Origin of the sequence: Craterilacuibacter sinensis (genome assembly GCF_009831765.1) — a bacterium.
Taxonomy (GTDB): Bacteria; Pseudomonadota; Gammaproteobacteria; order Burkholderiales; family Chromobacteriaceae; genus Craterilacuibacter; species Craterilacuibacter sinensis.
In genome coordinates, this window is sequence record NZ_WSSB01000005.1 from 105,773 (window position 1) to 118,137 (window position 12,365).

Sequence of the window (12,365 nt, forward strand, 5' to 3'; positions counted from 1 at the left end):
CCCGCGTACCCGGCTTTGCCAAGGGTACGGATTTATAGCGGTGTACTGGTTTGTCCGCCTGAGTCGCCATTGTGCTTGTGGCCATGCACGCTGGTGCCGCTGGCGATGACATCACCATCGGTTGAGTAGCTGCCACCAGTCTGACTGACACTCCCCACAAAACTTACGCCGCTTCCGCCTTGTACTTCCAGACCGCCATTGCCGGACAACTGCTGCTGCACGGTCACTTGTCCGGTGAATTCGGTGGTCGGGCTGTCGAATTTCATGCTCTTGGTCGCGGTCAGATTGAAGGTCTGGGTCGTGCCGTCGATCTGCCCGTCCTTGAAGACAAAATGATCGCCAAAAGCGTTAAAAATGGCGGTCTCACCCGGTGCCAGCCCCTTGATCCGGAATTGGCCGTTTTCGGTGGCGATGATGATGCCATGACTGGTACGACCGCCCATGGGCAAGACGATCACTGCAGTACCGGGTGGAGGGTTGCTGGTGAAACCGAACTGCTGGAAGAGCTCGGCATCCTGCAGCCGTTCATCCGACAGGGCATCAACTTGCGCCAGCTGGCTGCCCGCGCCATTGGATGTTCGGGTCAGTGTTCCCCTGAATGCTTGGCGAATGCCAGAAACCGCCCGGCGGATACGCTTGTCTACGTCAGCCCACATCGACAATCTCCAGTTCCTCACCTTTCTTGGTGCGGCCTTTTGCACGATTTTTGGCACGCTGGTGCGGATGGGCATCCAGCACCCAGACGCCATCTTCCTTGAGCGTCAGCGTGGTGGTCGTGCCTTGGCTGCGGCCACCCTGGAACTTGCGCGCCATCAGGAAGAACACTGCATCAATCCCGTGCGGCTCGCTCACCACGTGGATGCGCTGGCCCGGCTGCCACAGCAGGCCGGCACTGGTGCGGTGGCCTTTAACCTTGGCCACCAGGGTAAAGCCCTTCAGGCGGGCGTCTGACAACAGTTTGCGCGCCCGGGCGCGGGCGGTGTCGGTGTTCTCGGCATCGTGGTCGACCACGATGCGTGGGCGGTAGAGGGTGACGCCGGGGTCGCGCACCGTGCTTTTGAGCGCGTTTTTGCCGCCCTCGATGCTGGTGCCGTGAGCCTGCCCCAGTACGGTGATATCCGAGTAGCGCTCGGCCATATTGCGGCTGCGTTGCAGGCTGATCAGGTTATTGCCCTTGCCATCCCGCCGCATCACCAGGCTGGCGACGGGCGGCTTGCTGTAGTCCGGGCCGCCGATCACCAGCGTGCCGTCCGGCTCGAACCACGGCCACAGTCCATTAGCTTCGGCTGCGTGCACCAGTGTGTCCCAGGCGGTATCGCCTGGCTCGACGTTGACCTTGTCGCGGGTGGTCGTTTTGGCTGCATCAATACGGATCTTGCTGATGCCCAGAGGCTTGACCACGTTGGCGACGATCTCCGCCAGCGTGGACTGCTTGGCGGTAAAGACAGGCGAGGAACAGTCGACCAAGACGCCCGCACCATCGCGTCCGCTGATGTTCAGAGTGTGGCTATTCTTGTCGATACTGTCTTCGATGTCATCGATATAGCCGGTCATGACCGGATCGTTGCCAATCCGCACCTGGACAGCTGCACCCTCAGTGACTTGTGGCGGAAACTGGCCTTGTGGCAGCCCAAGTTCCACGCGCCAGGCATCGGCTGGTATCAGCAGGTCCGAGTCGATCTCATAGCTGCTCCATTGGCTGTGGACCTTGCCGCCAATCAGCAGGCTGACGGTGTTATCGGGCGTAGGCATACAGCGTGTCTCCCGCCTGCAGGGCGTTCGGGTTGGTCAGTTGTGGATTGAGCCGGGCTAGCTCTTGGGCGCGGGTGTAGTCGCCATACCAGCGAAAGGCCAGCAGGTGCAGGTTTCCCGGCGCGGATACTGTGCGCGTTACCAGGGGCGGCCTCTGTTCGATGACGGCAACGGCAGCTTCCTGAACAGCAAATGCGGTGTCTTTTAGTGCTTCTATCACAGGTCGTGCATCTTCAACCGAGAGCAGCACCCGGTGGATGTCGATGGTTTCTTGCAGTGCATCGCGTACATTACTGGCGATCTGTTCAATCTCTTGGGGGGACAATGTCGGTTGCGTGGACTCTTCCGCTAGGATCAGTCCTGCAGCTTCTGCCAGCACTGTCGATGCAGCTAGCTGCACCAGCGCTGTCACCAAGAGCACATCATCCGGTATGGCCTGTATAGGCTTTCCATTGTCCGCACTTCCTGCGCTATTACCAGGCGTGACTGGTGCTGACTCCACGCCGGATGACACCTTGGCAGGCAGCTTGACGACGTTGTTTAGCTGTCCTGTCAGACTTTTCCAGTCCGACATGATCACGCCGACATCAAAGCCACGTAGGTCCACCATGCCACTGACCATCCCGACCAAGTCTGCCGCGAAAGCGCGCGGAAAATCGATGGCGTCCAGAACGCCACTGATAACACCCTGCACAAATCCGCGAATCGCACCCAATGTTCCGGTCAACATATTGCGTAGTGCATTCAGTCGGGCCATGCCACCCTTGATGCCTTTTATGGTATCCATGGCCTTGGCAAAGGCTTCGATGCCGACGTTACGGCTGGCCGCTGCCAGCTGGCCGACAGCGGCTGCCTTCTGCATAGGGTGCTGCTGCACAAAGAGCGGCGCACTTGGCGTGGCCACCATAAAAACCAGCTCCATCAAGCAGTAGTCTGGCGTATCGGCATCGTGGATTGCGCGTATGGAGATCAGCTGCACGTCCTTGGTGCTGCCAAAGACGGGGTGTATCAATTCTCCGCTGCCAGGCACTTTGAACGCGGAAGTGCATGCATTCATCCGGTTTTCGTAGCCCTCGCCGAAGAATACGGCTGTCATCGAAATCCGCTTTGCATGGCGTCCCATGTCCTCTATATCCGCACCATTCATATAGGGGTATTCATGGCTGACGGTCGCGATATCGATATCGTCTTCAGTTCGCAGGCAGTCGAATGTCGCCCCCCGAAACGAGGCTTCATGCAGAGTGTCCTCCCAAGCCATCAGTGCCTCCTTGCTTCATCGCGATTACTTTGATTGACCACCGCCACAAAATCACTAGCGCGCAGCCGAAACTCGCCTTTGACCTGCACTTCTAGTGGTTTACTAGACGCCTGCTGTATCTTGGCGGTCGCCGCATCCAGCTTGCTGGCCGCGCGGTTGACCGGCTGGCTCAGGTCGCCTTGCGGCACCGGGGCGGCCGCGCTTGGGGCGTTGCGCGTAACCAAATCTTTGCCAAATCGACTGCGCATCTGGCGCGGTGTGGCATTTTTGCGGTCTTCATCGGTAATAGAGGCCGCGATGGTCGCCAGGGTGCCGGCAAAGAGAACCGGCGCGATGGTGCCTGTCCCCATGCCGGCTACGGTGCTGGCGACGGCGGGAGCGGCTCTGGCGGCAATATTGGTAACCGGTTTGGCTATTTTGGTGAGCGCCCCCACCTTGCCGCCGTTCATCAGCAGCATGGGCAGGGCAGCTGCGCCGGCCGCTGCGGCCAAGGCGGTCACCGCCACAGTGGCCCCTACAATGGACGTCGACAGCGCAGGGTATTTGTCCGCATATTCAACCAGCTTGAGCTTGACGTCCCCGACTGTGGCCGATAATCCGGATAGGGCATCAAACTGCTTCTCTGCCAAAGTGTTGTCGGCTTGCTGGGTCTTCCAGGCAGCGCTGTCTTTGACCAGTGCCAAGTTGGTATCCGATGCCTGTCCGGGCTTGACCGCAAGAATGCGGCTTTCCTGATCCCCTTGTTGGCGACGGTTATTCAAGTAGGCGATCACTCCCATCAGCTCCTGCTGATCAGATGAAATCTGACCAACCACTGCCCCTTGCAAGATGCCGCTCATTTGCTTGAGCGTTTCTTTTTTCTGTTCGCCCGTTTCGCCGGACAGCCTGCTTTGTAGCTTCTGATAATCACCGCGTTTTTTCAGAAGCTCATCGATAGTTTCGCCGAATACATCAACAGCATCCTTACCTTGGGATGCACCTTTGATTAGGCGTTGCCGCCATTTAACACCGACCTTTTCGAAGTCCTTCGCAGTTTCTTCTGCATTGAGCTTGCCCAAGAAGTTGATGACGTTGTTGCCAGCCTGATCCTTGGAGCCTGCGGTAACGACTGCGCTCTGGTTCAGTGCAATCAGTTTTGCGAGGGTCTTTTCACCACTCATGCCGGCCATTGATGCGAAGGCCATCTGTTGTGGCAGATGTTTGGCCATATCCTTCATCTCGAAGCCGCCCAGCTGCCCGCCAAGTAAGACCATTTCTAGTGATCGTGCAGGATCAGTGATGCCTAAGGTCTTCTTGGCCTTCAAGCCGATATCGACCAGCTCGTTTGGATTGGCATTACCAGCGGTGGCATATTTCATCACGACAGGCAGCATGTCGAATGCCGCTTTGCGACCTGCTGCCCCCTCACCTAGGCTGCCTGATGCAATCATATTGTCCAGGGTTTCTGCCGCAGCATCGCGATTACCCCCAGACTTTCGGATTGCCTCCCTAATTTCACGCATACCAACCTGACGGCCGCTAACACCTTGTTCGGCATAGGCGATGTTGGCCATATAGCGCAGGCGCAGATCGTAGTCTTCGACTTTCTGAAGCGGGCGATTTAAAACATACGCCCCGGCAGCCGCCCCCGTCGCAAGTGCTGCCATTCCTTTCGCACCCGCCGCCATGCCGCGCTGCAGCTGGCTGACGCCGGCCATCTCGCGGCGCAGGCCTGCCACCTTGTCGCGCATGGCATCGTAGGCGCGCGATTGCTCCTTGACCGACAAGGTGCCGCTGGCGGCCAGACGCTTGTAGGCCGCTTCGGTCTGGCGCAGTTCGCGCTGGATCGCACGTTCGGAACGCACACCTAGTTGCTCGCGGGCGCTAGCCATGCGCTGGCTTTCACGCGACAGGCCCACCACTGCCTTCTCGGCGCGTTGGGTCTGTCGCTCCAGATCCTGCATGGCACGGGCGATAGGACGTGAGGCCTCATCGCGGGCTTTTAGGGTCAGGGCAAGGTCAAGATTGGTCGACATGATTAACGGGGCTTTGTCTTGCGCTGCGATTTAATGTGGCGGGTCTCGCTGCCAGGCGCCGGAGCGCTCTTGCCGCCATAGAGGCGATTGACGGCAGCGAGATAGCCTTCGAACTGGGCTGCGCTCAATTCGTGGATGCGGGATTCGGGGATGCCGTGCTTGCCAAGGGCGACGACGGCGAGCCGGAACCCGGCGAGGTGGGCCTCGATTGCATCCGCTTTTTTTTAAGCCGCTCGCGGGCCTCGGACAGCACGTCGTAGTCGTCGTCGATCAGGTGCTGTTCCAGCAGGGTGTAGGTGATCGCTTCGCGTGGAATCGTCCCTAGCCTGACCAGGCCGCGCGCCAGCATGGCCGTGTTCAGCTTGAGATTGGAGCCGACCCCCATCTCCTCGATGGCGGCGATATTGTCACCCACGGTCGGCAAGCGCATTTCGAAGTCGTAGTGCAGCTGGCCGGAGCCTTCCGGGTACTCAACGCCAAAGATCAGGGTATCTTTTTCGGTCATGTCTTATTCCTTCACCTTGCGCAGTGCCTGCAGCTTGAGGTCGCGCCGTCCTTCGTTGTCCACGCTGTACTTTTCGCTCACCTCGGTGGTGAAGCAGTCAAGATAGCTCTCACGCTGACCGCCGCTGCTTGCCGGGTAGACGGTCAGCTTGGCGCCTTCGATAGCTTCCCAGTCCAGATCACCCGTCAACGGGATGGCGACGGTGACCGACAGGTCATATTCGGAGATGCCCTTGGCAAAGCCCTTGGCGCGACCGGTCTTGTTCATGGTCTTAACCAGCTTGCGCCCGGTCTTGGTGTTGACGCCAAGGTCGAGTACCTCGACCTCCTTGCCATCCACTTCCAGCACGATGGCGCCGGCGTATTCCTGAAGTGCCATTTGGTTCTCCTTGTCTTACAGCAACAGGTCAATGCGACCGGCAAACACATGCAGGCCGTTGACCACGTCGGTCGGGATCTTGGCGTTGAGACGGTTCACATCCTGTAGGTCACGCTCGACTAGCAGGCCGTTCTTGTTGTCCTCGACGGCCTCGATGATTTCCAGCTCTTCCAGCTTGAGCAGCACGTCATAGAGCTCGGAGCGCACCTTGTCCGGGGTGCGTTCGGACAGTTTTTCGCGTGGGAAGCGTAAGCTGATGCGTTCGCGGCATGCCTTGCGCACATAGTCCAGAGTGCGGATGGTGGTGATATCCAGCAGCGAGACGTCGGCGACGTTTTGCGGGTCCTTGGTGTAGGTGCTGATCGCTCGCACGATCTGCACCCGGTCGCCCGGGCCAATCTCTAGCGGGGTCAGGCCGTTGTAGAGCGCATTTTCTTGCTCGGTACGGGTCGGGCGCTGATCGATGCCGGTGACGTCCATGCCGACCAGTTCCAGCGTATTGAGCGGGCGGGCCGGATCTTCCTCGCTGGCCAGTACGGCAGCGTAGGCGGCAGCAATCTCGCACGGCAGGCGCAGACTGCCACGGTGCCAGGCTCCCGTGATGCGGCCGCTGTTAATCTGCCCGGTCAGCGTGGTGCCGGTGGCGAGCGAGCCGGACCAGCCGAACACCCCGATGGCACCGCGCTGCTCCATCGGGCCGGATACGAAGTCCAGGTGCGTGCGCAACACGGTCAACTGGGTCTGGCTGGACAGTGGCGCCACGATAATGTGGTGACCGGCACCGGCTACAGCAGCCAGCGTGGTGGTGTAATCCGGGTCTAGCGTACCGCTGGACATAGTCACCACGGTTGCCGTCATGCCCGGCGCGGTGCTGCTGGCTACCAGCTTGATATCGTTGCCCAGTGTGCCCTTGTGGGCGCAGGTATGGGTGATGACGCCCGCAGCCGCCACGCTGGTGACCGGAATGTCGGCACGGGCCGTAACGGCTGCGGCAAGAGCGGTTGCAACACTGGCGGCAGTGTCGCCGCTATTGACAGCAACATCGACGCGGTTTGCGCCGACCCACAGCGTCAATACGCCGCTACCGCTGGCGGTTCCTGCCAGCGTGGTGGTGCCGGTGGCCGCATTGCCGACCGGATCGGCAATGGCAATCGCTGTCAGCTGCAGGTAGGGATTGGCCTTGATCGCGGCGCGTACCATTAAGTGCAACTGCGAGCCCTTGCCAAACAAGGTGGCCGCCTGGTCATCGCTGAACACGTCAACCGGTGCCATTGCCGCCTGGCTGCCAGCTGCTAGTTTCTGACCCAGCACCAGCACTTTTTGCAGGTTGCCAGGCAGGGTGCGCACCGCCAGACGGGTGTTGAACTCGAAATACTTGCCCGGCTTGCGGATGCTGGACGGGATGTTGTCAAAGCTGATGTTCGGGCTAGCCATCATTCACCGCCTTTCTTTGCGTTGGTTTTGGCATTCGCGCTGGCGTCAATCAGGTCGCCGTCCGCCATGATGCGCAGGTAGTAGGTGCTGTCCGGCACCTCGATGGCTTCGGCATCGGTGATGTATTCATGCGGCTTGTTTTCCATCGGCACCTGGATGCCGGGGGCGGCTTTAACTTTCATGGATTACTCCTGGTAATGAGGTCCCGTGCGTCGGCTTTTCCGTCGTCCGGTGTCAGGTGGTAGTTGAGACCGGTGCGCAGCCAGTCCGGGTCAGGCTGGCCAAGCTTGCCCTGGTAACGGGTAAACACGGCATCAGGGCTACTCTCCGCCTCTGGTGTGCCGGCAGCAGGTGGGGTAGGCCAGTGATCGCGTGGCAGTGCCTCTTCGATCCAGGCGGTCTGGAACTCGCAGGCGAATACCGAAAACGCCTGCCGCTCCAGCCGGGTATTGAACAGGGTGCGCACTTTGCCCGGCAGCAGCGGGGCAATGGGCAGCCCCAGATCCTGTGCACTGAGCAGCCTTCTTACGGCGTAGATCAGCGGGTAGGTGCCGACTTCTCCTTGAGATGGACCGCCACGCCGGCCAGCCACTTCGCCGCGTACATTGCGCTCGCCCACCATTACTACGAACTGCCCGCTGGCCTTGAACTTCTGCTGGCTGGTACTGGTAGGCTCGGTCTTGGTGATGCCGCCAAAGGTGACCCAAGCCGCCGGAAAACGGCGGATGGCTTCATCCAGTCCGTCATCCAGCTCGCCGCCGTAGCTGCCGACCTCATTTACCATGCGCCCAAGCCCCAGACGCAGCCGGGCGATGATGGCGTCTTCGGTCCGAGTCAGGATCATCAGAAGGCCCCGCCATCACGCGCGAACACCCGGGAGCCAACTGCGAACTGGACCGTGTTATTGGTCGGAGCCGGGCCGCCGCCTGGCATGCCGCCCAGCGTCACCCGCCCCGAAGCCGCCAGCTCCAGAAATTTCACCGCGTCGCGATAGCGGTCGCGGATGTCCTCGGTCAACTGGGTACCGCTGCCGCACAGGCGATAGCGGGCAATGTCACAGGCGTAGCCGGTCAGGATCTTCGGGGGCTGGGCCATCGGCAGCGGGTAGCGGCCGCCGATATAACCGTCGATCTCTACCCCGGCCGTTGCCAGCGCTTCGTCGAGAATGGCATCGTTGATCAGCCCGCTGTAGTCGCGGTCGGTCAGCGCGACGACTTCCTTGTCGCCAAAGCGTTTCACCATGTCGTCACGGGTGGCGTACACGTTAGGCCTCCTCTAGGAAGGTCAGTTGCACCGCCAGCATCGGCTCGTGGTACAGCAGATTGAACTCGTCCTCGGTCAGCTCCGCGAGGCGGATGGTGGAGACGTCGCGGGTGAAATCGCGGCCGGCGCGGCGGAAGCGCTCGCACTTTGCCGTCACCTCGATGGCGTTGGGCTCGTCCCCTTGCGGGGTCTCTGCTTTGGCCTCGTCCGGCATCGCGACGGGCGCCTTGGTTTTACGTTCAGCCATGTTTCACCCCCCTCGTTTACGCCACGGAACCGTCAGAGCCGTAGGCCAGTTGCCAGAAGCCGTAGCCACCGGCGGCGCGCGCTTCAGCACCGAACTTGAACTTGCGACGGTTGAACACATCGTCGGCTTGCGGGTCGGTCTGCTGCACAAACACCGGCTTCTTGCGCTCCTGGTAGATGAATGGCTTGACCGGCTTGGTGGTATCCAGCAAGAACCAGGCATCGTCCGAGCTCAGGCGCGCATCAACCACCAGCTCGGCCGTGCCCTTGTACGGGTTGGCCTTGCCGTCTTCCAGCTTGTCCACCGTCAGCAGGGCGCGGGCGGTGTCTTCCAGTGCCGGCGGCACCAGCAGTACGTTGGGGTTGATGTTGAGCGGGCGGCCCTCGTCGTCCTTGAATTTCTTCATCGCCACACGGGCTGCGCCATAGCTGGCCTGAGCAGCGGCCAGCGAGATAGCAGACAGCTTTTTGGTGCCCTTGTTGGAAACCGACTGACCCGCCACCGGATGGTCTATGTCACAGAAATACTGGCCGTCGTAGCACAGGCTGGTGAAGGCCTTGTTGACCAGCTCGAACACGATTTCATCCGGCAGCTGCTTGGCCGAGAAGCCCGCCATCTGCGCTTGCGGGGCATAGATGCCCAAGTTGTCATCTTCGATGTCGTTGCGGTCGACCTCGACGGTGGCTTCCCAGTCATCGTTAGTGATGCTGTAGCTGGAGGCCGCCAGTGCCTTGACCGCCTTCTCGCCGATCCACTTTTGCATGCGCGGGAAGGTGGATAGCCACTTATAGTCGTTCAGCTTTCCGCTCGACGGCACCAGCATGGCAATGCTCTGCCAGTTGCTTGGCGTGGCATCGAAGGTGTTGTTGAAGCTCAGCTTCAGGTTGACGAAGATGGCCTTCAGGTTGTTGCCGTTGATGATCATGGGGCGGTCTCCTTAAATGACCCACACGCCGTCAGCATCGAGCGCGACAACAATGCCGGCCTGCGAACGGGTGTTGGTGCCGTTGGTTTTAGCCACGGTCTGGTTGTCGACGATAAAGCAGGGGCGCCCGAGGCTGGCTTGGGTGACCGGATCGCCGCCATCGTTGGCCCATTTCAAGGCCTTGCCACGGCGGATCGGTACGGTCAGCGCACCATCTGCGCCGGCGCTGTTGTCGATGTTGGCATCCGCCATGCCCAGATAGGCCAGCGTGGTCGAAGTGGCACCCGGCGTGGCAAAGCCCGCAGCATTGGCAGCTACCAGCGTGCCGGCCAGAATCTTCACGCTGGCAGCGACCGGCGCGACGATCAGCTCGCCGTCCTTGAACGGGGTATTACGGTCTTGGGTCGTGGCCGTCATGGCTTACTCCTTCATCAGTGCCGCAATGGCGGCGGGGTCGTGGCCCATTTGCACGCAGACGGCCAGGGTGCCGGAATCAAGGTGGGCCAGCGGGTCGCCGGCGGGCGGGTTGCCCTGGGTCTGGGTGCCGGACAAGGCGGCAATCTTCGGTGCGGTGGCCAGATAGCCCTGCAGCGCGTTCAGGTTGGATTTACCCAGCTCGCGTGCCCAGTCTTCCTGGACAGCCAGCAGGCGGCCATCGGACAACGCAGCGGTCACCAGTTGCTCCATCTCTCCGCCTTGCAGCTTGGCGGTGAGGGTAGCAACCTGGTCTTGCAGGGCGCGCATGGTGTCGACCGAGACAAAGCGTGCCGGGTCAGCCTGACTGGCCGACAGCGCGGCGATACGCTGCTGCTGGGTGCCGATCAGGTTGACCAGGTCAACGCTGGCAGCAGCCGTGCCATTGCCGCTGGAGAGCTGGTCGATCAGCTTTTGCAGCTGGGCCTTGATGTCGTCGGCGCTCGCGCCTACGGGCAGGTTGAGCAGCCAACGCAGCTGCTCGATCAGTTCGTCCATCGTGGAATCCTCCTGGGTGACGGGCGGGGTGGTTGAAACCAGACGCGACAAGGCAGCCACCTGCAGTTCAGGTAGTTCGTCCAGTGCCGGGTTGTTGGTCAGAGCGACATGCAGCAGGCCGGTGACACGGCCGTGCTTGTCGTAGGTAAAAACGGGGGAGAGGTAGCGGTATTCCTTGTCCGCGATCATGGCGGCCGCTTTGGCCGTCCACTCCACATCGGTGGCGTAGAGGCCGTCCTCGCGCCACTCAAGGGTGCGGAACCATGCCGAGGCGGGTGCCGGCTGACCGTTCTGCTCGCTGCGCAGGGTCTGGTGCTCATAGTCGATGACATAGGGCACGTCGCGGCTGCAGGCTTCACGGATCAGGGCAGCGGCCAGCGTTTCATCCAATTGCCAGGCGGCGCATTCGGCCGGACGGCCATCACGGGCGCGGAATGCCCCGGATGGCAGCAGCTTGATGGCTGGCTGGCCTTGGGTGATTTCAACCGTCAGAGCGGCGATGAGGGGTGCTAGATGTGCCATGCCCCGCAGTGTGCGGGGCATGGATGGGTGGGGTAGAGGTGAGGTGTTTCAGTACCTTATGATTGGTACATTCCCCACTCTTCAATCACGCTGCGTGATTGAGAGATATGTTGAGATCCAACAAGCCCAGTGATTCCAATGATCACAGTGGCCACGAGCGGGCCCATCTGCCACTGCCGTACCACAGGCACTTGAAAACCTTCGATCATGCTCTTCATTCGACCCACCATGAGAAATGCTGTGGCAAGAAAAATGAGGAAAATACCAATCAGCGAGGTTGCCAGTACATAGCTCAGAACGATGAACATCGCTCTATCCCTGAATCGTGAAACAATTTTATAGATGTGCGCATCGCAGCTTGCAAATCGCTCTTTTTCGATCTGTGTGATGGTTTCACGTAGCTCTGGATGTCGCTTGATCCATCTTAAAATCCTGAAGAATTTGAAAAGGCTCATTTTTTCCAAGCTATTGGACTGTGACTCAAAGATGAACCTAATCTCTTGGTATGCCGAATGAGACGTGCCCAGAGGATGGTCTTTAAAAGATTCCGTTATGTCATTGAACAGATACCTCAACTCGTCTTTTGCAAATCCCAGCACACTGGGTTTGTAGAGGAATTTCCACGCCAAGATGACAAGTCCCAATCCAAGAGCAAACATTGGCAGTTCTATCATGCGACTTCCTCCTCAGTTTGATTTTGTAGTACGGGTTCCCTAGATACTCTTTTTTCTAGCCGCTTACGGCGTGAGCGCTCCACAACTGCGCCGCCTGTTGCGATGGTTGCCAAAATGTACCCAACCGCCGTATTTAGATTGAAAGCCTTTACAACTTCCGCAAGGGCCTTGATTGCATCTGGCTTCGCACTAACCCAAGCTGACAGTCCACTGATGAGCATCCAGAAGATCAAGCCAATGAGGGTCAATGTTGTAATGTGTTTTCCAAAGTCAAACCATCGTTCTGTATTGGCATCTTTCAGTCGCGCAAGTTCAAGCTCTGCCTCTGCTTTTGTCAGTCTTCTCGTAGGGTGGCTCATCCAATAATTCGCATGTCATCGTATTGGCGGTGCACTTTATACCAATATCTGTCACGACTCA

16 protein-coding genes are annotated in these 12,365 nt (G+C 59.7%); all 16 read right to left on the reverse strand.

Annotated elements, in window-relative coordinates; translation table 11 throughout:
• Nucleotides 1-32: 32 nt before the first annotated feature.
• Complete coding sequence (locus tag GQF02_RS06925; RefSeq protein WP_160795863.1) at nt 33-656, reverse strand: phage baseplate assembly protein V; 624 nt, start codon at nt 654-656, stop codon at nt 33-35.
• A complete protein-coding gene (locus GQF02_RS06930) occupies nt 646-1,752 on the reverse strand; it encodes a phage baseplate assembly protein (RefSeq protein ID WP_160795865.1) in 1,107 nt (368 codons plus the stop codon). Before GQF02_RS06930 ends, GQF02_RS06925 begins: the two co-directional genes overlap by 11 nt.
• Complete coding sequence (locus GQF02_RS06935) at nt 1,736-3,010, reverse strand: DNA circularization protein (protein WP_160795867.1); 1,275 nt, start codon at nt 3,008-3,010, stop codon at nt 1,736-1,738. The genes GQF02_RS06930 and GQF02_RS06935 overlap by 17 nt, the downstream gene beginning before the upstream one ends.
• Nucleotides 3,010-5,025, reverse strand: coding sequence for a phage tail tape measure protein (locus tag GQF02_RS06940; RefSeq protein ID WP_160795869.1), 2,016 nt, complete (start codon nt 5,023-5,025; stop codon nt 3,010-3,012). Before GQF02_RS06940 ends, GQF02_RS06935 begins: the two co-directional genes overlap by 1 nt.
• 124 nt (nt 5,026-5,149) lie before the next feature.
• Entirely contained in the window at nt 5,150-5,530 is a 381-nt protein-coding gene (locus GQF02_RS06945; protein WP_160795871.1) for a hypothetical protein, read from the reverse strand.
• Nucleotides 5,531-5,533: 3 nt separating this feature from the next.
• Complete coding sequence (locus GQF02_RS06950) at nt 5,534-5,908, reverse strand: phage tail protein (protein ID WP_160795873.1); 375 nt, start codon at nt 5,906-5,908, stop codon at nt 5,534-5,536.
• 15 nt (nt 5,909-5,923) lie between these two features.
• Complete coding sequence (locus GQF02_RS06955) at nt 5,924-7,342, reverse strand: phage tail sheath subtilisin-like domain-containing protein (RefSeq protein WP_160795875.1); 1,419 nt, start codon at nt 7,340-7,342, stop codon at nt 5,924-5,926.
• Entirely contained in the window at nt 7,342-7,524 is a 183-nt protein-coding gene (locus GQF02_RS06960) for a DUF2635 domain-containing protein (RefSeq protein ID WP_160795877.1), read from the reverse strand. The genes GQF02_RS06955 and GQF02_RS06960 overlap by 1 nt, the downstream gene beginning before the upstream one ends.
• The gene (locus tag GQF02_RS06965) at nt 7,521-8,186 is read right to left on the reverse strand and encodes a DUF1834 family protein (RefSeq protein ID WP_160795879.1); all 666 of its coding nucleotides are present in this window, start codon (nt 8,184-8,186) and stop codon (nt 7,521-7,523) included. The genes GQF02_RS06960 and GQF02_RS06965 overlap by 4 nt, the downstream gene beginning before the upstream one ends.
• Nucleotides 8,186-8,605 carry a gp436 family protein gene (locus GQF02_RS06970; RefSeq protein ID WP_160795881.1) on the reverse strand — a complete coding sequence of 140 codons (420 nt, stop codon included), beginning with the start codon at nt 8,603-8,605 and terminating at the stop codon, nt 8,186-8,188. Before GQF02_RS06970 ends, GQF02_RS06965 begins: the two co-directional genes overlap by 1 nt.
• Nucleotide 8,606: 1 nt before the next feature.
• Nucleotides 8,607-8,852 carry a hypothetical protein gene (locus tag GQF02_RS06975; RefSeq protein WP_160795883.1) on the reverse strand — a complete coding sequence of 82 codons (246 nt, stop codon included), beginning with the start codon at nt 8,850-8,852 and terminating at the stop codon, nt 8,607-8,609.
• Between the two features lie 16 nt (nt 8,853-8,868).
• The gene (locus GQF02_RS06980) at nt 8,869-9,777 is read right to left on the reverse strand and encodes a Mu-like prophage major head subunit gpT family protein (RefSeq protein ID WP_160795885.1); all 909 of its coding nucleotides are present in this window, start codon (nt 9,775-9,777) and stop codon (nt 8,869-8,871) included.
• 12 nt (nt 9,778-9,789) lie between these two features.
• Complete coding sequence (locus GQF02_RS06985) at nt 9,790-10,194, reverse strand: hypothetical protein (RefSeq protein ID WP_160795887.1); 405 nt, start codon at nt 10,192-10,194, stop codon at nt 9,790-9,792.
• Nucleotides 10,195-10,197: 3 nt separating this feature from the next.
• Nucleotides 10,198-11,271 (reverse strand): phage protease, encoded by a 1,074-nt coding sequence (locus GQF02_RS06990; protein WP_160795889.1) that lies wholly within the window; start codon nt 11,269-11,271, stop codon nt 10,198-10,200.
• A gap of 56 nt (nt 11,272-11,327) precedes the next feature.
• The gene (locus GQF02_RS06995; RefSeq protein WP_160795891.1) at nt 11,328-11,945 is read right to left on the reverse strand and encodes a hypothetical protein; all 618 of its coding nucleotides are present in this window, start codon (nt 11,943-11,945) and stop codon (nt 11,328-11,330) included.
• Nucleotides 11,942-12,304 (reverse strand): hypothetical protein, encoded by a 363-nt coding sequence (locus GQF02_RS07000; protein WP_160795893.1) that lies wholly within the window; start codon nt 12,302-12,304, stop codon nt 11,942-11,944. The genes GQF02_RS06995 and GQF02_RS07000 overlap by 4 nt, the downstream gene beginning before the upstream one ends.
• Nucleotides 12,305-12,365: the final 61 nt, after the last annotated feature.